Genomic DNA, 17,927 nt, shown 5'->3' on the forward strand with positions numbered 1-17,927 from the left:
GCTGGACACACGGCTGCCACCGGAGCCAGTGCCCCGGCCCGCACTAGGAGGACGACGTATGACCCTCGAAGAGCACGCCCGCGCCATCGAAGCAGCGCTTCAGGCTGCTGCGGATGACGGGTACGAGCTGGACAACGGTGACGGTTGGTCCCTGCCTACCGTCGAGCTGAACGAGATCCGAGAAGGGGACTTTGTGGGCGAGCCTGTGAGCATCCAGGTTCCTTGCACTTTCTGCTAACGCAAACCACACACGAACCACCTCAGCCCCCGGTTGCTACGGCGCCGGGGGCTTTCGGCGTGTAACCACACAAGAGGAGAGGCCATGATCAAGGGCGGAACCACCATCCACACGGCCGACGGCTCGTCGGTGACCGTGCGACAAGTGGGTATCGAGTACGACCTTGAAACGCGCAACGCCCGCGGGGCGACCATCGCCACCGTGCGCATGAACGGTAGCGACCTGGACGCGCTGATCGTGCGCATGGAGGAGGTGCAGGGATGGTGAGCGACAACTTTCGTGACGCCCTCTGGCGCGGAGTTCTGGCTGTAGGTGATGCACTTCCGGCCGAGGGCAGTCGCAGCCGGTCTGCGGGCGAGTACGTTGACGACGGGTCGGGAGCTCGGACGTACCGTGCAACGTTCTGTGTGGGGCAGGCAGACGGTACCGATCGTCAGTTCGCGGTGACTGTCTCGGTTGAGGAGTCAGTTAACTCGCACGATGACTTCTGGACGCAGCACAGCCCACACCCCGACTCCTACGGCCTGCCTGCCGACTGTGCACCGGAGCGCCGTGTGGTTGTCGGCGGTGAACACTTCACCGTTGGCTCGGGGAGTTCCGGAGGTTACGGGGGACGCCGGTTTGATATCGAGTTCTTCGACGGGCGACGAGCGACGACGAGGGATCTTTGGCACCAGGGGGTCATCCCGCCCAAGCACCGTGAGCGCTACCCGGACAACGCGCGCTTTGTAGACCCGGAGGTATCGACATGAGCGCATGGGCTGAGCTCGTCGGCGAGCGCGACGGTGACGAGTGGCTGGAGCTGTGCAGCCGCGCGCTGGAAGAGGTACAACGCGAGACGTCGCGGCGCAACGCGGAGACGATCCAGCGCGACGCCGACGAGGTGTGGGCGGAGAACTGGCGCGGCGGCACTCGGGACAAGCGCTCGTTCGTCGGGGGCATGCGACGGGGGGCGCGCATCATCTCCCCGGAGGCGACGCCGTGAGCCTTCGCATTGAGACCGTGCACGCCCTGGCAGTCGTCGACGCGATACGCGCCCGGGGCCTGCATGATGCGCGCGGTCAGATTCCAGTGGCCGAAGAGCTGATGACGCTCCTGACCCTGCTTACGGAAGAGCTGGCGCGCCTGAACGCCCGCGTACACCATCTGGAGAGGACGGCACGATGATATTTGAGCTTCCCCCACCAACTCCGCCGACTCCGGAGGAGCAGCGCGCCGCCCTGGCCCACGAGCTCATGGACGTGATGGCGTCCTTCCAACCCATCTTCGACACTGCCGGCGGTATGCGCGCCGACCTGGAGCGGCGCGGGTGGTCGCCCGCCATGGCGGAGCACCTTGCCGGCGTGTGGCTCGCGGGGACGCTGGCGACGATTACCCGGGGGTCAGCGTGAGCATGGCTGAGCTCGTGGCCGCCGGAGCCCCGGAGCTACCCGATGGTTGGTTCTACCGGGTGTGCTCGAACGGCTTTTGCCTGGAGGTGCAGATCCGTGAGCGGCGGAAGCGCTTCGGTTCACGGTTGCACGAGACGGCCTACGTGCGCGAGGACGCGGACGACGGGCTGATGGCCGTCGTCGGCGCGTGCTGTCTCGCAATGGTGCTCCTGGAGGAATCCGCCACGTATCGAAGGCGCGCACGCTCCGCCTTGCAGTACGTCGGAGACCACGATCCGAAGGACAGGCGGACGTGACTGACCTACGGTGCGTTGGTTTCTGCCGTCGACACAGACCACGAACCGACTTTCGCGAGACTCCGTGGCACGGGCGATCGGCTGAGTGTATGGACTGCGAGCCGCGCGGCTTTGAACGTGGCCTGCGTGCTCGGTTGCAGTGGCGCTTGGGCCAGGAGCAGGAGCGTGTGCGGATGTACCGGCGTCACATCGAGCGGATGCGGGCAGCCCTGGATAGCGTCGTGGAGTTTCGCGCGGCTTCCGGCGTTGCTCTGCGACGTCTCAAGGAGCACCACGAGTGGTTTGAGCGCGAGAGAGCTCGTGCCGAAGCGCGCTGGGAGCCTGCATGGGCTGAGGTGCTGCGCATGGCGTACACATTCCTGGAAGCAGAGGAGATCAGATGATGTATCCGTTCCTTGCTGGCCTCCTCTTTGAGGAGTGGGAGGCACAGTACGTCCGGCCAGTGCCTCCCCCGCGGCCGTTCAACACCCTCATTGCCTACGAGCGTCCGCACATTTACCCGCCAGCTGTCCCCGCTACCTTCCGCGGGTTGAAGTGGGGGCAGCGATGACCACCACCCCTACCCCTGGAGACTTCGCCCTGACGCGCATCTCTGGCGTCACGGGCCGTCTCATCTCCGCCGGCCAGGCCCTCGTAGGCGACCGTGCGCCCGTGCAGCATGCGTATGTCTATGTCGGCGCAGGCTGGATCGTCCAGGCCATGCCAGGCGGGGCGGAGCTCATTCCCCTGGAGGCTGCCAGCGTTCCCGTGCTCTGGTCGACGGGGCTCATCCCCCTGACGGCCGCGGAGCGCATCCGTATCTGTGGCGCCGCCCGGCGGCTCGTTGGGACGCCGTATTCATTCCTCGACTACGCCTCCATCGGCCTGGCTCACTGGCACATCCGCCCCCGCTGGCTGCGGGACTACGTTGCCGACTCGCGTCATCTCATCTGCTCGCAGCTCGTCGACGTGGCGTACGAGACTGCGGGAGTGCGCCTGTTCACCGACGGGCGTATCCCGGGAGACGTGACGCCAGGAGACCTCTGGAGGCGCCTTCAGGGGCCGCGCGTGTCATCGACGGACCGGGACCTCTGGAGGCTCGCAAATGGCTGACTGGGCGGCAATGGTGGCTTCCCGGGATGAGTCCCTGGAGCGTGCCCGCGCGTTCGCGGAGGAGGTGCGGCAGATCCGTGGGTGGTGCATGACTGGCGAGCTGTACAGCACCCACCTTCGGCCCGTGTACAACGCCCTCTTCGAGTACGAGGAGGCGGAGCGGGAGGGGCGTCCGTACCGCAGCCGGTTCGAGCGCCACGACATGGCCGGCGACGAGGACGCGCTCCGCGCAACGATGCGCGGAGCTCCGCGGCTGGAGTGCGTGGGATCCGACGGCGAGGGCGGGACGGTTGTGGTCCTCGTCGACGGCCCCTGAAAACCGCCGGAGAAAGTTGGTCTCCAGCTGTCACATCTTCGAGTTACCGCCCCATTAGGTAGGTAGAGGCGCCTGCGGGCGCCGCGCACACCACACACGCAGGAGGCATGCACGTATGGCGAATCACCTGACGAAGATCTGGGTCGCTGACCCCGACGCCGCTCCGAAGGAGCGCCCCGCTTTCGCGGACGACACTGTGGGCCGTTTCCGCTCTGGCCGACTGGTCAAGATGGGTGGCAGGGAGGTTCCCGAGTCGCTGAACGAATGGCGAGTGACCACAGGAGATCCGGTCGTTGCCGCGAAGATTTCGGAGATTCTGGGCGGTGAGTCTGAGGAGTGGGAGACGGATAAGGAGGACAGCCTCCAGATCCTGACCGACGCATCCACCGTCGCAATCATCATCGAGCCGGACGGCGTCGACGCTTCGTTCAAGCAGTTTCTTCCGGGGGCAGGTCTCGTGCACCACTGCGACGGCTTTACCTATCTTTCCCCGGAGGAAGACAAGGGCAAGTCGTGTGGCTGCCCCTCTTTCATGGCGGAGCGCAAGACGGCTGCGGAGAAGATGCGCGGCCCGAAGCCGTCCATCGACGTGAAATTCCGTCTTGAGGACGCGCCGGACCTTGGCATCTTCCGCTTCAACTCCGGCGCTTGGAAGCTGGTTGACGCTCTGGGTCCGCTGTTTGCGGAGCTGGACAAGTACGCGGGGCGGCAGATTCGCGCGACGCTGACGATCGAGAACGTCCGCTACACCCCGCAGAAGGGGCCGCGCGCGGGTCAGGAAGTCTCTTACAACAAGCCGGTGATCAAGGTTCTCGGGGCGTATGAGGCGGCTTCCTCCGTCGACCTTCCCGCAGCTGCCTGACCTTATTTACGCGCGCATATCTAGCGCCCGCTCTTCCCGCATTGGCCGGGGAGGCGGGCGCCTTTCACGCACACATTCACACTCACAGAGGAGAACCGATGGCCCTGTTCCTGGTGTCCCGTACGGACCCCACCGAGTACGACGAGTACGACGCGATAGTTGTCCGCGCGGGCAACGAGGCGACGGCTCGGAGGATTGCGACGAACGGTACCGAGGAGCGTTACGGAAACACGGTGTATTGGGACGCCGACTTTGACGGGTTCCAGCGTGACGGTTCCAACCTGATCGTGAACGAGCTGGTCAGCGACGGTCCGGCGGGCGTCATCCTCAAGTCGTTCAACGCCGGGTGACGCCGTGGCCATCCTCGAACTCTGCGCCGGATATGGCGGGCTGGGGATTGCGGTTGAAGCCCTGACGGGCGAGAAAGTCACCATCGTGGCGGAAGTTCATGGCGCCGCCTGCAAGGTGATGTCCTATCGGTTCCCCGACGCTCCGAACATCGGTGACGTCCGGTACCAGAACTGGGGCGCGCTACTCGGGGAGGGGATCGACACCATCACGGCGGGCTTCCCCTGCCAGGACATTAGCAACGCCGGGAAGCGAGAGGGGATCAAGGGTGAGCGCTCGGGAATCTGGTTCAACATCGCTGAAGGAATACGGATCCTTCGACCCCGACACGTCTACCTGGAGAACGTCGGAGCACTCCGAAATCGGGGGCTCGACGCGGTCCTCACATCGCTTCACCAGATCGGGTATGACGCAGCGTGGGCGTCTGTACGAGCTTCAGACATCGGGGCTCCGCACCATCGGGACCGTTGGTTCTGCGTTGCCACACCTTCCGTCTCCGACGGTAAGTGACGCCACGCGCGGTCCCGACTTCGCAAAGCGCGACCGGGAGGGATCGGGTGGAGACGACCTCGTTACCGCCCTTGCCCGCCTGTTCCCTCGGGAGAAGGCGGAAAAGCTCTTCAAGACGCCTACGGCAAACTTGGCGTCCAACGGCGCCGCACAGCACCCGGATAAGCGCAAAGCAGGCGGCCACGGGCCGACGTTGGAAGACGAGGTTGTGTTCCTCCTGAACGTCGACCCGGACGACGTGGCCGACGACGGCCCGCACACTCCGGCCGAATGGTGGGGGCCATTCGCGAAGTGCGTGTACCGCTGGGAAGTGTTCATGGGCCGTCAGGCTCCCGTTCCGCTAATGCGCGGACCGCGTGGCGGTATGAAGCTGGCTCCCAAGTTCGCGGAATGGATGATGGGCCTTCCCGACGGGTGGGTTACCGACGTTCCCGATCTCACGCGCGAAGAGCAGATCGGCCGTATTGGAAACGGGGTCTGTCCGCAGCAAGCACACGAAGCATTCAGGTTCCTCAGAGACCAACTGCACGAGACATCCACGGAGGAGAGCAATGGGTAAGTCACGCCTGACCGATTACACGGGAGCGGAGATCCGTCCCGGATGCCTCGTCTCCTACGCCACGCGCCAGGGCAACGTGGTGCGCCTCTCGGAGGCGGTGGTCCTGGAGCTGGAGACCAACCGCGCGGCGGGGATCGTCGTTCCGCTCGTCAAGGTGCGGCCGACGGGACGGGACTCGGGATTCATCGCGCGAAGGACGCTCGCAGTCCAGACGGTTGCGGCAGACCGGATGGTTGTCATCGGTACGACGGAGGGGAACGCGAAGTGACGACGGCGCAGTTCAAGGTTGGCGACAGGGTCAAAGCACTCGGTATCCATGTCGGCACCATCACCTACGGTCCGATCACGAGCACGTTTGGGACGTACGTCGTGTACGCAGTCCGGCGGGAGGGCGAGGACACCGACCGTGCGTACCAGGTGCGGGACCTGGAACTCTGCGCCGAGTTCACCGTGGGCGACAAGGTGGACCACCGGTCCGTCGGCGCTGGTGAGGTTGCTTTCGGACCGTTCGAGCACATCAACGGCCCGAACCACTACCTGATGAAGGGTGAGCGTGGCACATACGCCCTCGTGTCGGGGGACGCCATGAAGCCCGCGTCTCCGGCCGTCAAGGTCGGTGACCGAGTGCGGGTGGTGCGTGCTGTGCACGCCTCAGACACCCATGGCCATGTGGGTACCGTTGTTCGCGTTGGCCTCGACCGTAAGTTTGGTGAAGTAGCCCATCCGTATTCGGTGGCGCTGGACAACGGTGACAGTGTTTACGTTGCCGAGCTGGAGCTAGTGAAGGCCGCTGACCTCTACGAGCACAACGGCGTGACCTACGACCTGACAGCCAAGTACCGCGACCGTGACGGCGACACCTGGACCTTCGCTCACATTGAAGGCGATGTACGAGGTGGGATGAACGGCGAGCCGCCGAATAGGTGGAGCGACACCCTGAACCAGATTGCCCGCCACTACGGCCCCCTCACCCGTGTAACCGACTGACCCACCGTGCCCCCGGCGCCTACGCGGCCCGGGGGCTGAGTGCGTGGAAGCACCGTCGACGTAGAGGAGAGGGTATGGCCACGGCACAGTACGAGACGCGGAGCCGCACGGTAGAGGAGACTGTCGTCGTCCTGACAGTGTCGGAGGACGAGGCCGACGAGCTGCGGAAGCTGATAGACGACACGCGGTGGGGTCACGGACTGCACAACGTTCGCGAGGCACTGAACGTGCCGAAGCCCCCGGCCCTGGGCACGATGTACGCGGATGGCAGGGGCAACGCCTACGACTTGATGGAGGCGTACCGCGACACGAACGGCGACGTTTGGTCGTTCACAGGTCGGTGTGACTCTGCTGGGGTGCCGCGCGTGACGATGAGCGGCAACTTGGGGAACACCGACACCATCACGGAGATTGAGGCCGACTGGGGTCCGCTCCGCAAGGTTGCCAGGTGAGCGCCGTACACGTCATCGAGTCCGTTGCTGCCCCCGCCCTGGGCGACGTCCGCGACGCCGGCCCCGATGACCTGATCTACATCCGCTCCGACGCCGTGGACCGGCGTGACTGGTCGAAGTACTGGGAGGCAGCCGGCGTGGCGTTGGCGCGCGGGGCGTTCGTGCACGTGATGAACAGGGAGGGGAGCTGATGGCGCGCCGCATGGTGGGCGACGATCAGGACGTGTACCGGGTACTCATCACCTGTAGAGAGCGCCGGGACAACCCTGATTGGGTCAGGGGACCGGTAGGCCCTGGCAACCCGCGCGTTCTGTTCGACGGTCCGGAGTTCACCACAGCGTATGGCCCGTACAACTCTTTGGGCGCTGCTCGTGGACAGCTGACGTCGCACACCCCGAACGAGTACGGATGGCCGCAACAGGGCTTTGTTCGCGGGCGGATTCAGAAGGCACACACCGTGTGGGAGGACGTGGAATGAGCTCACCGACCGACGCAGTTCTAGCCGAGGTGGCCGCGGAGCGGGCGGCCCAAGATGCGCTCTTCGGAGTGCAGGATCTTCCGGACATGGCGGGGTCACCAGAGAATCAGCGCAACGCCCGTAAGTTCTTCAAGGGGTGTGCCGACCGCTACAAGGCAATCAACGATGGTGTCTTTGATCCTCGGGACGACGACCCCCGACTTGATTACACGGGCGTGTTCCTGGAGGAGGTCTACGAGGCACTGGCGGAGTCTGACCCTGCCAAGATCCGCGCGGAGCTCGTTCAGGCCGTAGCTGTTGGCGTGAAGTGGATTGAGGCCATTGACCGGCGGAGCACCGATGGCTAACCCCGCAAAGGCCAAGGGCACCGCTTGGGAATCCGCCCTCGTCACCTACCTCCGTGAGCACCACAACCCGGAGACGCACCGCAACGTGCAGATGGGCGCGAAGGACATTGGTGACATCGACGGCTACTACCTCCACGCCGTGGAGGCGAAGGCCGAGAAGACCATCACCCTGTCCGACTACATTGCCCAGGCCAACAAGGAAGCGATCCACGCCGGCCAACCCTTCGGGTGCGCCGTGGTCAAGCGGCGGATGAAGGGCACCGCGGACGGCTACGTGGTCCGCGACGTGGCGACGGATGTGCGGCTGATGAACCGTCTGAGAGACATGGAAGCCGCCCTTCAGTCCGTCGCCCCAACCGCATATGCACTGATCGACACTCAGCACCGGGAGGCAGCGTGAAACAGGCAGTCATCGAGTTCCACGGGCACATCACGGTCTTTCCTGGCGACGAGTACGACGGCGAAGAGACGTCCATGGAAGACGCTCGCGGCTGGGTTTGGCACGCCCTATCGCGCGGCGACAAGCACGCGTCGGGATACCTGTCGTCGGGTGGGCCTGTTGCTGTCACATACGAGCACTACGACGAGGAGGAGTGACCATGGATCCCTACATCAGCCACTCCCCGTGGCGGCGCGAGGACTGGAAGGGGCACGCCACGAAGAAGGCGGTTCGCCAGGCCATTGCGTACGACCGGGGCCGCGACCGCCTGTCGATCTTTGTGCTGGACCACACCCCGGCCGGGCCCGTGTACGAGCTGGCCCCGCGTGAGCAGTGGGACGCCCTCTTTACCGACTAGTACCACGAAGCACACACGCAGGGGCGTCCTCCGGGGCGCCCCTTCCACATAGACAACTGGAGAGGGGAGAGACGTTGCGACTGTCGGAGATCCTGGGACGACTGGACGGCGTGGAGGAGGACCACGATGGCCATCTGGCGTTGTGCCCGGCGCACAACGACCGCGCCCATCCGTCGCTCAAGCTCACGCTGAAGGAGGGCGGGAAGCTCCTTCTCGTCTGCCGCGCCAGCTGCAACCGGGCTGACGTCCTGGCCAGGCTGCGCATACGAGAGGCGGACCTCTTCGACGTCGTCAACGACATGGGCGCTCACACCGTTTCTGCACGGGTGCCGGAGTCCGTCGGCATCGCGGAGATTGCCAGCCTGCGCATGTTCGTCGACGAGACGGCAGCCGCCCTTTCCGCGGATGACGCGGAGGCGGCACGGAGATACCTCTCCGACCGCTTCGGCGTCACGACTGAGCTGGCGGAGGAACTGGGCGTTGGGTACGCAGCGCCGGTATGGCGTCCTCAGCCATGGCTAGCTCCGAAGTTCACTCGGTACCCGCGTGTGACGGTACCGCTGGTGGGGTTTGACGGGGTGGTTCGGGGACTTCAGGGACGTGACATCTCCGGTAGGTGCACGTCGCGGTGGGTGTCGCTTGCCAACGTGGCGGATCGGACGTGGGCGAAGTATGGCGTTCTCACCGCACACACCGGGTTTGACGCGATCCTCGTCACCGAGGGCCCCGGCGACGGTCTGACGTCGGTTGCGGTTGGGTATGACGCCCTCCTCATCCGTGGCGCCGGCCTGGCGCGGAACTCGGTCCTCGTGGCGGAGCTCGTGGCGCATCTCCGTGGCCGTGACGTTGTTCTGGCCTTCGACCCGGACGAGGCAGGCGCGCGCGGCATTGGCGCCCTGGCCGAAGCGCTGATTAGGGACGGCAACCCGCCGCGCAAGCTCGCGTTCCCCAACGTCAAGGAGGATCTGACCGACTGGCGCGAGCGGGATCCCCAGGCGTTCCCTGGCGAGCTGCACGCAGCCGTGCGCACTGCGAAGGTGGTGGAGCCGGAGGGTGAGACGGCCCCCACCCCTGCACCGTCGACGGAGCCGGACGTGTCTCTGACGGAAACCGCTCTTCAGACGATGCCGCAGTCCGCACGGGAGGCATTCGATCTCACGGACGTTGGTGTCGCTGTGCGTCTACGGGACTACATGGCACGCACGGGCGGGGGAGTGCGCTACGCCTCGGGGCTCGGCTTCCTCGTCTGGGACGGGACGGTGTGGGCCCCAGGCGGCGACGAGGTGAGGACCGCGCTCCTTCAGATGGGCGCAGAGCTGATCTCGTCGGGGGACGACAGCGCAAGGAAGATAGCACTCAAGGCGCTCACCAACAGGGCAATCGAAGACGTGATCAAAACCCTGCCGTCAGTGCCTGGCGTTCCCGCGGCAGCCACGGATTTCGACGCGGACCCGGAACTCCTGTCTGTCAAGAACGGCACGATCAACCTCCGCACAGGGGAGATGCGCCCCCACTCGCCGGCCGACATGATTACGCGCCGCCTCGATGTGGCGTACCGCCCGGAGGCAGAGGCGCCACGGTGGGAACGGTTCCTGGCGGAGGTGTTCCCCAACCATCCGGAGATGCCCGCGTTCATGCGGCGGCTCATTGGGTACGGCATCACGGGGTCGACGAGCGAGCAGTGTTTCGTTTTCATGCACGGGCAGGGGGCGAACGGGAAAAGCGTCCTCCTGGACGCGATCCTCAATGTGCTGCGCGGCATCACGAGGTCTACGGAGTTCAGCACGTTTGAGCAGCGCACGTCTGTTGGTCAACCGTCGCCGGAACTGGCGGCGCTCCGCGGTGCGCGGCTGGTCACGGCGTCGGAGACGGAGAAGTACAGCCGCCTTGCTGAGGCATTGGTCAAGCAGCTGACGGGCGGGGACCCGGTCACGTGCCGGGCGCTGTATGGCAACCCTTTCACCTACGTACCGAGCTTCCTCTTGCTCGTCGCCGGCAACTACAAGCCCGCGATCCTGTCGCAGGATCTCGGTGTCTGGCGACGAGTGAAGCTGATCCCCTTTGAGGCGACGTTCCGCGGAGCGTCGGCGGACACGTCTCTTCCCGCGACGCTGCGGGGAGAGGCTGAGGGGATACTCGCGTGGGCCGTTCGCGGCGCGCAGGAGTGGTACGCACACGGTCTCCAGGAGCCTGCCTCCGTGGCGACGGCGACGCAGGACTACCGGGAGTCGGAGGACAGGCTGGCCGAGTTCATTGCCGCTCGCCTCGTCCAGGAGCCGGACGCCCGCGTCGCTCCCATGGCCGTTCGCCGCGCATACGCGGAGTGGGCGGAAGACGCCGGACTGAGCCGGAAGGAGATCCTTTCCGGCTGGGCGCTGGGGGTGGAGCTGGAGTCGCGCGGCTTCACGAAGGAAAAACGCCAAAACCGCTGGGGCTTCGACGGAATCCGTCTGGCGACTGACACAGAGCAGGCCTCCGCGCAACGTCACGCGGAGGGGCCAACAGACATCTTCGGACAGCAACGAGAGGGGGCAGCGTGAAGTATTTCCCGTACACAATCGCGGGCGACGAGACCATGACGCGCGTGCCGGAGACGTCGGGCGACCTGAACGAGTTCGGTCGGTGGGTGGAGCGCAAGGCGCGCACGGGCGAGATGATCGGTGCCGACACCGAGACGACTGGTCTCGACATCTACTCCCCTACGTACGGCCTCCGCACGGTACAGGTGGGAGACGCGCGGGATGCATGGGTTCTCCAGGTGGAGGGGCGCCGCGAGATGCAGGAGGCTGCCCGGCGGGCGCTCCTCGACGTGCGGCAGCTCGTTTTCCACAACGCCACCTTCGATCTCCTCGTCTTGGACCGCCACCTCGGGCTCCCGTTGGCGACGCTGGCGCCCAAGGTGACGGACTCGAAGATTATCGCTCACCTGTTCGATCCGCGACCCCGCCACGAGGGCGGATACGGACTTCGGCTGAAAGAGCTCTGCGCGAAGGACGTGGACCCGGCCGCACCGGATACGCAGGAAGACTTGACGCAGGTCTTCCGCTCCATCGGGGAGACGAAGGCGACAGGGTGGCGCGCCATCGACATCAACCACCCGACCTACCTCCAGTACGCCGGCCTGGACGCCATCCTCGTCTCCCGGCTTCTGCCCGTACTACGTAAGCGACTTACGTCGGCGGGTGTGCCGGATCGCCTCGTGGAGTTCGAGCACCGCGTCATGATCGTCTGCGCGAAACTGGAGCAACGCGGGATGCTCGTAGACCACGAGTACGTCCGCGACCTCGTCGACAGGCTGGGGGAGGAGGAAGCGCTCCACGCGGCACGCGCGAAGCAGTACGGCGTGACGAGTGTCAACGCTCCGAAGCAGGTTGCGACCGCTCTTGTAGGCATGGGCGAGACGCTAACGGAGACCACTGACAGCGGGGCGCTGAAGGTGGACAAGTCCATTCTCCTCGACCTGGCCGACCTGGACGGACAGTGGAAGCCGCGGGGCACGCGCACGCCGAACCCGCTGGCTGACGCGGTACTCCGTAGCAAGCGCGCGGGAAAGTGGCGCACTTCGTACGGCATCGCCATGCGCGACGGCGTGGACGACGCGGGGCGCATACATCCGAAGATCAACAGTCTCCAGGCGCGCACGGCCCGCATGTCCATATCCGGGCCCCCGCTTCAGCAGCTTCCCTCCGGGGACTGGACGATCCGGCGCGCGCTTCTGCCCGACGTCGGGCACCGGATTTTCAGCGTCGACTATTCGGCGGTGGAGATGCGCGTGCTCGCGGCGCTGGCGGACGAGAAGGTGATGAAGCAGGCCATCTCGGAGGGCCGGGACCTCCACGGTTTCACGGCGGAGCTGATCTACGGGCCCGATTACACGACGTACCACCGCAAGTTGTGCAAGGGCGTCGGGTTCGGCAAGGTCTACGGCGGAGGAGCGCTGACGCTGAGCCGTCAGACGGGCGCTCCCCTGCCCGACGTGAAGAAGGCCATTGCTGCCTACGACCGCACGTACCGCGCTATCCGGCGCTACAACGAACGCCTACAGCGTGAGGCACGCGCGGACGGCTACATCGTCTGGACCCCTGCCGGCCGTCGGCTCCCGCTCGACCGGGACAGGGTCTACGCGGCCACCAACTACGCGGTCCAGTCGACGGCCCGCGACGTCCTGTGTCAGGCGCTTCTCACCATGGATGCGCAGGGACTGACGGATTATCTTCTCCTCCCGATCCATGACGAGGCGCTGGGGTGCGCACCGGAAGACATCGCGGAGGACGTGGCGGCGCAGGTCGGCAAGGCCATGACGATGGACTTCTTCGGCGTCCCGCTCGACACAGACCCGGAAATTGGCGGTTTTTCGTGGGGGTCGCTCTATATGAAGAAGGCGGAGACCATGATCGAAAATGACGCATGGTACGCGGCGCACCCCGAAGCGGCAGCCGCCGCAGAGTTGGCGCGGCAATGATCAGGGGCATGGCCGAAACACGGCGGAGCCCCGCAATCCGCCTGACCACAATTGACCGATCGGTGTCCAGAGCAGCCGTTAACTCCGTCCCCACCGGCCGCAAAGCGGCGTGGTTCGGGCCCACTCGTCGTGACGCTCTGCGACGGTGGGAGGAGGCCGATGCATGGTCATGTACATACTGTCATGCCGGTTTCGGGCCCGATGTGGCCGCAGAGGTGGACCACGTCCATCCACTTGCGAAGGGCGGCCGAGACGACTGGGACAACCTCACGCCGGCTTGCTCGGAGTGCAATCGGTCCAAGGGGGACCGCGATGTGGCCGCCTGGCTGGGCGAATGGCAATGACGCGGGGTTACGGACTGCGTGACGGCCGTCACACAGCGGGTTCACCGGTCCCCGATTCAACGTTCACGACTTCTACATGCATAACGGTTTGGTTACGCACGATACTTGATCTCTCACGTGTGCAGCGCTACATAACCCCAGGTCCGGAGCGTGACGCGCAGTCATATGCCAACGGGTCCTCTGCGGTTGGTTGGAGCGAAGTAGTACAAACATGGACAACCGTGCGCACGGATTCGGCCGCACGACGATTGCTCACGGAGGCATGGTGACCTACAGTCCTGACCACGTTGCAGATGGACACCAGATGGAACGGCTTCTCACCACACTCCGCATGGATGTGGAGGAGTTGAGTCGGATGGTGTCCGTATACGACGACGCAGTAACCATGGCAGGCCGCATACCTGACGTGGATGCGGACGGAACCGGCCGTCAGGCGACGCACGGACCCTCCCGCCCGACTGAGCGCACCGCCCTGGATACACGGCGGCTGGCACTCACGCACGAACTCAATAGCGGCGCCGCGCAGTTGGTATACGCAATCGCCTACGTGCGCGGCGTCACCGCATCAATGGATCGTGCCCTCCTCCGCTGGGAGGGGGAGCCGCCAGATTCGTCGGGGGGATGCATTGATCATGCTGACCGGGCCGCAGAGGACTAGTGAGCAGCGTGGAGAGCTGGCGGAGGCCGCCGGGATGATCGGGGCGGTAGCCGTCGGCGTGACGGAGATCCCGTGGCTGGACGTGAACGAGCTCTACCGGCTGCCCGGCTGGGAGACATGCCCGCTCGCCTGTGCTGACGTCACCATGGCCGACGCGCTGTGTATCCCTGTCGTTGACGTCATCACCCGCTAGCTCCGCGCAACGTTGCGCGGAGGTCCAGCCGCCCCCGTTCCGATGGGACGGGGGCTTTCTGGTTCCTGCTCCGGCTCATTCAAGCACGGGCCAACGCTTCGTCAGACAGTGATGTGATCCACGTCACATGGCTCTACTGTCACTTCTTCGATTTACCGCCCCATTAGGCATACAGACGCACGAACGCGAATCACACACGGAGGCCCGGTCATGGCAGACATCCAGATCACGGACGAGATGATTCACGCAGCCCAGAACGGCGACACCGTGGCCATGTGGGACATAGTCAGCGCACACGACGCGCAGATCAGCGGGATCATCCGCTCGCTCGTCCCGGGCGCCTCCCAGTGGGACCACGAGGACATGCTCCAGGAAGCACGCGCGGTCCTCATCCAGCATGTGCGCTCCTACAACACGACTGGCGGCGCCACGGAGCTCCGCCACTACGCCTACCGCGCGATCCGGCGGGCCATCAGAGAGGAGCATGTACGCTCCACCACGGCCACGACGGTGGACCCCACGGCCGTCCTGCGCATCCGGCGCGCACTGGCCATGGAGGAGGGCGACGTTGAGGCGGCATGGCTCCTCGTCAGCTCCGACCCCGACCCTCGCCAGCGGATGAGCCGCGAGCGGTTCACAGCCACCATGGAGGCCATGGTGGCCGCGAGCAGCTGGAGCGACCCCGCCGACGAGGGAGACGGAGCCCTCACCCTCGCTGACGTGACGGCCGGACCCGACGAGCACGAGGCCGCCATGACGCGTCAGGCGCGCAAGCAGCTCGCCCACTACCTCCTGGACCAACTCCCCGTTCGTCACGCGTACGTCTGCCGCGCGTTCTTCGGCGTGGGCATGGAGGCGTCGTCGGATGAACAGACGGCGGCCCACCTTCAAGTGAAGACCACGTCCGTTCGCCGCCTCCGTAAGCGTGCCATCGACACCGCGCGCTCCGTTGCTGAGGCCCAGGAACTAGCTGCGTAAGTCATATCTGCAACCAGCTAACTACCGAGGAGACACCAAGATGCGCTTCCCTTCCCTTGACGCCTACGACCTCCAAGGCGTGCGTCCCGACGAGGCGGCCCTCTGGGGTGACGACGTGCGCTCCGCAGTCGACGAACTCACCGACGTCGAAACGTTCAACTGGGCCGACGCCGACGCCTGACTCACCCTCCGCGCAACGTTGCGCGGAGCGCAACCACTCACCCGAGGAGAGACCGTGCAGGACGAGTACATCGCTAAGTGCCAGGTGAACCCGCGCGACCACATCAGGGCAACGGCGGGTGAGTCCTCCGTCTGTATGGCCCCGTACAGCGACGGATATCCCGGCGAGGAGGTCTATGTCTGCCCCGCCGACGCGCGGGCGTTTGCCCGGGGCGTCCTGGCCCTGGCGGACGAGATCGACGGAGGAGAGACGGCTCCTGCTCCCGAAGCTGTCTCCGCACCGCGCGCAGTCAAGATGGGCGACCGGCTGCGGGTGACAAGGGCCAGCCTGTACGGGGCCGATGTCGGCATTGGGGACGAGGTGGTCGTTGATAAGGCCCCCGACTCATACGACGAGTTCGGAGCCACGGGACCCGATGGCCGGTACTGGTGGTTCCATTGCCGCCTCGTCGGCAACGGCCCGGAGTTCGCCGACGACGCTCCCACGACTGCGCCCGCGCTTTCTGCCTCCGCAGCCACCCGCGCGGCCCTCCTGGAGGAGGCGCGAAGGCTGGCCGGCGAGCATGCTTCGGCGGAAGTCGTCCTGCGGTACGCGCAGTTCCTGAACGAGGGTGTTGTGTAGAGCTGCACAACTGTGCCATCATGGAGCCACGCAAGGAACTTACGGAGCTCGACAGGGGAGAAGCGATGCAGACCACTCAGGCGCCCACCGGTTACGCAATGCCGAAGGCTGCGGCCGACCTTGTCGAGCACGCGACGGCGTACGGATGGAAGGTAAAAAGCGTGTGGGGCAAAGACTCGGGCGGCGCTCCGTTCGTAACTGTGATGCTCGGCAGGCTGCTGACGGGCCCTGAGCTCACCATGTGGGGCGGTGACCGATGGGAGTACCGGATTACCTGGCACGGCAGGGGTTTGCCCGTCGGGCGTCTGCGCCTGTTCGGTGGCTGGGCCGTCACTCCGGAGTCCCCGGCGACTCACAACCTCCCGTCCGTCAAAGCGATACGGGAGGTAGTCATGTCCAACCCGGCGGCGGGTAGAAAAGCCTCGACCGCAGTTGTGTAGAGCTGCACAACTGTGCCATCCTGGAGCCACGCAAGGGACTCACGCAGTCGGGGCGCCTCACACGGGGCGCCCCAGGGGAGGGGACGACATGCGAAGCGACCAGACGGCGGAGTTCGTAGCGTCCCGCCCCTACGCCACCCGGGACGCCCTGAAGCGCGCACTCGACGACCACAACTCCCGCGTCCTCCGCGCTCGTCGGGGCGGCACTGACGACAAGCTCGCCGACCAGCCCGCCCTCACCCTGTCGGGAGAGACGGTCATCCTGCGCAGCGACTACGAGTGCCAGGCGTGCTATCGCGACGTCGGCATGGCGTTCACGGCCGACTCGACGACGCATCGAATCGTGAACCGCTCGGGTGAGCCGACGAAGCGCCCGGTCGGTCTCTGCGTTCCGTGCTGGAGCCGAACCGTGCGATACGAGGGCGACGACAAGCGACCCGTCATTGAAGTCCGCTTCGGATAGCCGAAACGCCCTTCGGGGCATCCGCAAACGATGGCCTACCCGCGCTGAGGTGGCAGGCCGTAGGAGGAGATATGAACGCGATATCGGTACGGTCGCCGCACGGTTCAGCAGGAGATGTTGACGCTTGGGAGCGCATCATCTACGGCGTTCGCTACTGGTTCGACGCCACCCCCTACGAGGTGAAGGTGTTCCGCCTCCGCCTCGACGGTGGCGACCTCGTACACCACTGGCGAGACACTCCGGACGTGATCGGGGAGTACGACCGCTACGACGCGTCCACCCACCCGAAGCCGGGGGAGGTGGCTTGGCAACATCGCTGGGGCCCCAACAACGCCGAGCGCCAGTACGTCACATCGTGCCGCGTGTGCGGAGACGTCGTGGAGGTGACGAGAGAGCAGCTCATAGTCAGGCACGGAGACCGGTACGGGACGCGCACCTGCGAGGCAACCGGGACCACGGCCACGCTGAAGGCTGCTCTGGTACGGGAAGCCAAGCTGAACCACATGGAGCAGCGGATTTCCGACGTTGTTCACCGCTGGTGGAGCAGTTGTTGGGGCTACGACACGCTCACCGGCGAAGAGTGCCATCACCCCATCTGCGGCACCCGCCCCCGCGTGCGTCGCTAGACACCCGCCCCGTCTAGGCATCGCCCAACTACCCGACACCCCCAGTGCCGGCGGGCGCGCGGTTCGAATCCGCGGCGGGGCACTCGAAGACCTGAAGGAGTGGGCATGATCAGGACGTTGAAGATCCGCCGCGCTGCTCGCCGCCTCGTCGACGAGTTCCCGGAGATCCCGCCAGAGCAAGCGCGCGATCGGGCTCGCAGGGTGCTTCGCCAGTACCCGGCCCTCACGGCTGCACACGTGGCCGACTCGCTCGTTCGCGGGGAACGTACTGCTCGGGTGTACGAGCAG

The 17,927-nt window shown here is 65.6% G+C and carries 32 protein-coding genes; all 32 read left to right on the forward strand.

Going from position 1 to position 17,927, the window contains the following annotated elements:
- Nucleotides 1-58 precede the first annotated feature (58 nt).
- Entirely contained in the window at nucleotides 59-238 is a 180-nt protein-coding gene (locus tag ABZ404_RS16875; protein WP_358831080.1) for a hypothetical protein, read from the forward strand.
- A gap of 84 nt (nucleotides 239-322) precedes the next feature.
- Nucleotides 323-505 (forward strand): hypothetical protein, encoded by a 183-nt coding sequence (locus ABZ404_RS16880; protein ID WP_358831081.1) that lies wholly within the window; start codon nucleotides 323-325, stop codon nucleotides 503-505.
- A 481-nt stretch (nucleotides 506-986) separates the two neighbouring features.
- Entirely contained in the window at nucleotides 987-1,223 is a 237-nt protein-coding gene (locus ABZ404_RS16885) for a hypothetical protein (protein WP_358831082.1), read from the forward strand.
- A complete protein-coding gene (locus ABZ404_RS16890) occupies nucleotides 1,220-1,405 on the forward strand; it encodes a hypothetical protein (RefSeq protein WP_358831083.1) in 186 nt (61 codons plus the stop codon). The genes ABZ404_RS16885 and ABZ404_RS16890 overlap by 4 nt, the downstream gene beginning before the upstream one ends.
- Nucleotides 1,402-1,629 (forward strand): hypothetical protein, encoded by a 228-nt coding sequence (locus tag ABZ404_RS16895; protein ID WP_358831084.1) that lies wholly within the window; start codon nucleotides 1,402-1,404, stop codon nucleotides 1,627-1,629. The genes ABZ404_RS16890 and ABZ404_RS16895 overlap by 4 nt, the downstream gene beginning before the upstream one ends.
- A 2-nt stretch (nucleotides 1,630-1,631) precedes the next feature.
- Nucleotides 1,632-1,925, forward strand: a complete 294-nt coding sequence (locus ABZ404_RS16900; RefSeq protein WP_358831085.1) for a hypothetical protein — start codon at nucleotides 1,632-1,634, stop codon at nucleotides 1,923-1,925.
- Nucleotides 1,926-2,014: 89 nt separating this feature from the next.
- Nucleotides 2,015-2,308 carry a hypothetical protein gene (locus ABZ404_RS16905; protein WP_358831086.1) on the forward strand — a complete coding sequence of 98 codons (294 nt, stop codon included), beginning with the start codon at nucleotides 2,015-2,017 and terminating at the stop codon, nucleotides 2,306-2,308.
- Between the two features lie 163 nt (nucleotides 2,309-2,471).
- Nucleotides 2,472-3,017 (forward strand): hypothetical protein, encoded by a 546-nt coding sequence (locus ABZ404_RS16910; RefSeq protein WP_358831087.1) that lies wholly within the window; start codon nucleotides 2,472-2,474, stop codon nucleotides 3,015-3,017.
- A gap of 88 nt (nucleotides 3,018-3,105) precedes the next feature.
- Complete coding sequence (locus ABZ404_RS16915) at nucleotides 3,106-3,333, forward strand: hypothetical protein (protein WP_358990501.1); 228 nt, start codon at nucleotides 3,106-3,108, stop codon at nucleotides 3,331-3,333.
- A 115-nt stretch (nucleotides 3,334-3,448) separates the two neighbouring features.
- Complete coding sequence (locus ABZ404_RS16920; RefSeq protein WP_358831089.1) at nucleotides 3,449-4,195, forward strand: hypothetical protein; 747 nt, start codon at nucleotides 3,449-3,451, stop codon at nucleotides 4,193-4,195.
- 98 nt (nucleotides 4,196-4,293) lie between these two features.
- A complete protein-coding gene (locus ABZ404_RS16925; protein ID WP_358831090.1) occupies nucleotides 4,294-4,545 on the forward strand; it encodes a hypothetical protein in 252 nt (83 codons plus the stop codon).
- Between the two features lie 4 nt (nucleotides 4,546-4,549).
- On the forward strand, nucleotides 4,550-5,053 hold the full coding sequence (locus ABZ404_RS16930; protein ID WP_358831091.1) for a DNA cytosine methyltransferase: 504 nt from the start codon (nucleotides 4,550-4,552) through the stop codon (nucleotides 5,051-5,053).
- A gap of 130 nt (nucleotides 5,054-5,183) precedes the next feature.
- Complete coding sequence (locus ABZ404_RS16935; RefSeq protein ID WP_358831092.1) at nucleotides 5,184-5,612, forward strand: DNA (cytosine-5-)-methyltransferase; 429 nt, start codon at nucleotides 5,184-5,186, stop codon at nucleotides 5,610-5,612.
- Nucleotides 5,605-5,880, forward strand: a complete 276-nt coding sequence (locus tag ABZ404_RS16940) for a hypothetical protein (protein ID WP_358831093.1) — start codon at nucleotides 5,605-5,607, stop codon at nucleotides 5,878-5,880. The genes ABZ404_RS16935 and ABZ404_RS16940 overlap by 8 nt, the downstream gene beginning before the upstream one ends.
- Nucleotides 5,877-6,599: a phiSA1p31-related protein gene (locus ABZ404_RS16945; protein ID WP_358831094.1), complete on the forward strand. Its 723-nt coding sequence runs from the start codon at nucleotides 5,877-5,879 to the stop codon at nucleotides 6,597-6,599. Before ABZ404_RS16940 ends, ABZ404_RS16945 begins: the two co-directional genes overlap by 4 nt.
- Nucleotides 6,600-6,673: 74 nt before the next feature.
- Nucleotides 6,674-7,051, forward strand: a complete 378-nt coding sequence (locus tag ABZ404_RS16950; RefSeq protein WP_358831095.1) for a phiSA1p31-related protein — start codon at nucleotides 6,674-6,676, stop codon at nucleotides 7,049-7,051.
- Nucleotides 7,048-7,242: a hypothetical protein gene (locus ABZ404_RS16955; protein ID WP_358831096.1), complete on the forward strand. Its 195-nt coding sequence runs from the start codon at nucleotides 7,048-7,050 to the stop codon at nucleotides 7,240-7,242. Before ABZ404_RS16950 ends, ABZ404_RS16955 begins: the two co-directional genes overlap by 4 nt.
- Nucleotides 7,242-7,529 carry a hypothetical protein gene (locus ABZ404_RS16960; protein ID WP_358831097.1) on the forward strand — a complete coding sequence of 96 codons (288 nt, stop codon included), beginning with the start codon at nucleotides 7,242-7,244 and terminating at the stop codon, nucleotides 7,527-7,529. Before ABZ404_RS16955 ends, ABZ404_RS16960 begins: the two co-directional genes overlap by 1 nt.
- Entirely contained in the window at nucleotides 7,526-7,876 is a 351-nt protein-coding gene (locus tag ABZ404_RS16965; RefSeq protein WP_358831098.1) for a hypothetical protein, read from the forward strand. The genes ABZ404_RS16960 and ABZ404_RS16965 overlap by 4 nt, the downstream gene beginning before the upstream one ends.
- Nucleotides 7,869-8,276, forward strand: coding sequence for a hypothetical protein (locus ABZ404_RS16970; protein ID WP_358831099.1), 408 nt, complete (start codon nucleotides 7,869-7,871; stop codon nucleotides 8,274-8,276). The genes ABZ404_RS16965 and ABZ404_RS16970 overlap by 8 nt, the downstream gene beginning before the upstream one ends.
- Nucleotides 8,273-8,473 carry a hypothetical protein gene (locus ABZ404_RS16975; RefSeq protein WP_358831100.1) on the forward strand — a complete coding sequence of 67 codons (201 nt, stop codon included), beginning with the start codon at nucleotides 8,273-8,275 and terminating at the stop codon, nucleotides 8,471-8,473. Before ABZ404_RS16970 ends, ABZ404_RS16975 begins: the two co-directional genes overlap by 4 nt.
- A 2-nt stretch (nucleotides 8,474-8,475) precedes the next feature.
- Nucleotides 8,476-8,673 carry a hypothetical protein gene (locus ABZ404_RS16980; RefSeq protein WP_358831101.1) on the forward strand — a complete coding sequence of 66 codons (198 nt, stop codon included), beginning with the start codon at nucleotides 8,476-8,478 and terminating at the stop codon, nucleotides 8,671-8,673.
- A gap of 74 nt (nucleotides 8,674-8,747) precedes the next feature.
- On the forward strand, nucleotides 8,748-11,213 hold the full coding sequence (locus ABZ404_RS16985; protein WP_358831102.1) for a phage/plasmid primase, P4 family: 2,466 nt from the start codon (nucleotides 8,748-8,750) through the stop codon (nucleotides 11,211-11,213).
- Nucleotides 11,210-13,135: a DNA polymerase gene (locus ABZ404_RS16990; protein ID WP_358831103.1), complete on the forward strand. Its 1,926-nt coding sequence runs from the start codon at nucleotides 11,210-11,212 to the stop codon at nucleotides 13,133-13,135. The genes ABZ404_RS16985 and ABZ404_RS16990 overlap by 4 nt, the downstream gene beginning before the upstream one ends.
- A gap of 8 nt (nucleotides 13,136-13,143) precedes the next feature.
- A complete protein-coding gene (locus tag ABZ404_RS16995) occupies nucleotides 13,144-13,479 on the forward strand; it encodes an HNH endonuclease signature motif containing protein (protein WP_358831104.1) in 336 nt (111 codons plus the stop codon).
- A 692-nt stretch (nucleotides 13,480-14,171) separates the two neighbouring features.
- Nucleotides 14,172-14,330 (forward strand): hypothetical protein, encoded by a 159-nt coding sequence (locus ABZ404_RS17000; protein ID WP_358990504.1) that lies wholly within the window; start codon nucleotides 14,172-14,174, stop codon nucleotides 14,328-14,330.
- Between the two features lie 210 nt (nucleotides 14,331-14,540).
- On the forward strand, nucleotides 14,541-15,308 hold the full coding sequence (locus ABZ404_RS17005) for a sigma-70 family RNA polymerase sigma factor (RefSeq protein WP_358831106.1): 768 nt from the start codon (nucleotides 14,541-14,543) through the stop codon (nucleotides 15,306-15,308).
- Between the two features lie 40 nt (nucleotides 15,309-15,348).
- A complete protein-coding gene (locus ABZ404_RS17010; protein ID WP_358831107.1) occupies nucleotides 15,349-15,489 on the forward strand; it encodes a hypothetical protein in 141 nt (46 codons plus the stop codon).
- Between the two features lie 54 nt (nucleotides 15,490-15,543).
- On the forward strand, nucleotides 15,544-16,110 hold the full coding sequence (locus tag ABZ404_RS17015) for a hypothetical protein (RefSeq protein WP_358831108.1): 567 nt from the start codon (nucleotides 15,544-15,546) through the stop codon (nucleotides 16,108-16,110).
- Between the two features lie 20 nt (nucleotides 16,111-16,130).
- Complete coding sequence (locus ABZ404_RS17020) at nucleotides 16,131-16,550, forward strand: hypothetical protein (RefSeq protein ID WP_358831109.1); 420 nt, start codon at nucleotides 16,131-16,133, stop codon at nucleotides 16,548-16,550.
- An 88-nt stretch (nucleotides 16,551-16,638) separates the two neighbouring features.
- Nucleotides 16,639-17,013, forward strand: coding sequence for a hypothetical protein (locus ABZ404_RS17025; RefSeq protein ID WP_358831110.1), 375 nt, complete (start codon nucleotides 16,639-16,641; stop codon nucleotides 17,011-17,013).
- Nucleotides 17,014-17,084: 71 nt separating this feature from the next.
- Nucleotides 17,085-17,639, forward strand: a complete 555-nt coding sequence (locus ABZ404_RS17030) for a hypothetical protein (protein ID WP_358831111.1) — start codon at nucleotides 17,085-17,087, stop codon at nucleotides 17,637-17,639.
- Nucleotides 17,640-17,927: the final 288 nt, after the last annotated feature.

The organism is Streptomyces sp. NPDC005878, assembly GCF_040629815.1.
Classification (GTDB): Bacteria; Actinomycetota; Actinomycetes; order Streptomycetales; family Streptomycetaceae; genus Streptomyces.

Excerpts from the sequence above, each read along its gene's own strand:
- ABZ404_RS16875 (WP_358831080.1), top strand. The coding sequence starts at position 59 with ATGACCCTCGAAGAGCACGCCCGCGCCATCGAAGCAGCGCTTCAGGCT.
- ABZ404_RS16880 (WP_358831081.1), top strand. The coding sequence starts at position 323 with ATGATCAAGGGCGGAACCACCATCCACACGGCCGACGGCTCGTCGGTG.
- ABZ404_RS16885 (WP_358831082.1), top strand. The coding sequence starts at position 987 with ATGAGCGCATGGGCTGAGCTCGTCGGCGAGCGCGACGGTGACGAGTGG.
- ABZ404_RS16895 (WP_358831084.1), top strand. The coding sequence starts at position 1,402 with ATGATATTTGAGCTTCCCCCACCAACTCCGCCGACTCCGGAGGAGCAG.
- ABZ404_RS16900 (WP_358831085.1), top strand. The coding sequence starts at position 1,632 with ATGGCTGAGCTCGTGGCCGCCGGAGCCCCGGAGCTACCCGATGGTTGG.
- ABZ404_RS16905 (WP_358831086.1), top strand. The coding sequence starts at position 2,015 with ATGGACTGCGAGCCGCGCGGCTTTGAACGTGGCCTGCGTGCTCGGTTG.
- ABZ404_RS16910 (WP_358831087.1), top strand. The coding sequence starts at position 2,472 with ATGACCACCACCCCTACCCCTGGAGACTTCGCCCTGACGCGCATCTCT.
- ABZ404_RS16915 (WP_358990501.1), top strand. The coding sequence starts at position 3,106 with ATGACTGGCGAGCTGTACAGCACCCACCTTCGGCCCGTGTACAACGCC.
- ABZ404_RS16920 (WP_358831089.1), top strand. The coding sequence starts at position 3,449 with ATGGCGAATCACCTGACGAAGATCTGGGTCGCTGACCCCGACGCCGCT.
- ABZ404_RS16925 (WP_358831090.1), top strand. The coding sequence starts at position 4,294 with ATGGCCCTGTTCCTGGTGTCCCGTACGGACCCCACCGAGTACGACGAG.
- ABZ404_RS16940 (WP_358831093.1), top strand. The coding sequence starts at position 5,605 with ATGGGTAAGTCACGCCTGACCGATTACACGGGAGCGGAGATCCGTCCC.
- ABZ404_RS16950 (WP_358831095.1), top strand. The coding sequence starts at position 6,674 with ATGGCCACGGCACAGTACGAGACGCGGAGCCGCACGGTAGAGGAGACT.
- ABZ404_RS16960 (WP_358831097.1), top strand. The coding sequence starts at position 7,242 with ATGGCGCGCCGCATGGTGGGCGACGATCAGGACGTGTACCGGGTACTC.
- ABZ404_RS16965 (WP_358831098.1), top strand. The coding sequence starts at position 7,526 with ATGAGCTCACCGACCGACGCAGTTCTAGCCGAGGTGGCCGCGGAGCGG.
- ABZ404_RS16970 (WP_358831099.1), top strand. The coding sequence starts at position 7,869 with ATGGCTAACCCCGCAAAGGCCAAGGGCACCGCTTGGGAATCCGCCCTC.
- ABZ404_RS16980 (WP_358831101.1), top strand. The coding sequence starts at position 8,476 with ATGGATCCCTACATCAGCCACTCCCCGTGGCGGCGCGAGGACTGGAAG.
- ABZ404_RS16995 (WP_358831104.1), top strand. The coding sequence starts at position 13,144 with ATGGCCGAAACACGGCGGAGCCCCGCAATCCGCCTGACCACAATTGAC.
- ABZ404_RS17000 (WP_358990504.1), top strand. The coding sequence starts at position 14,172 with ATGATCGGGGCGGTAGCCGTCGGCGTGACGGAGATCCCGTGGCTGGAC.
- ABZ404_RS17005 (WP_358831106.1), top strand. The coding sequence starts at position 14,541 with ATGGCAGACATCCAGATCACGGACGAGATGATTCACGCAGCCCAGAAC.
- ABZ404_RS17010 (WP_358831107.1), top strand. The coding sequence starts at position 15,349 with ATGCGCTTCCCTTCCCTTGACGCCTACGACCTCCAAGGCGTGCGTCCC.
- ABZ404_RS17020 (WP_358831109.1), top strand. The coding sequence starts at position 16,131 with ATGGAGCCACGCAAGGAACTTACGGAGCTCGACAGGGGAGAAGCGATG.
- ABZ404_RS17025 (WP_358831110.1), top strand. The coding sequence starts at position 16,639 with ATGCGAAGCGACCAGACGGCGGAGTTCGTAGCGTCCCGCCCCTACGCC.
- ABZ404_RS17030 (WP_358831111.1), top strand. The coding sequence starts at position 17,085 with ATGAACGCGATATCGGTACGGTCGCCGCACGGTTCAGCAGGAGATGTT.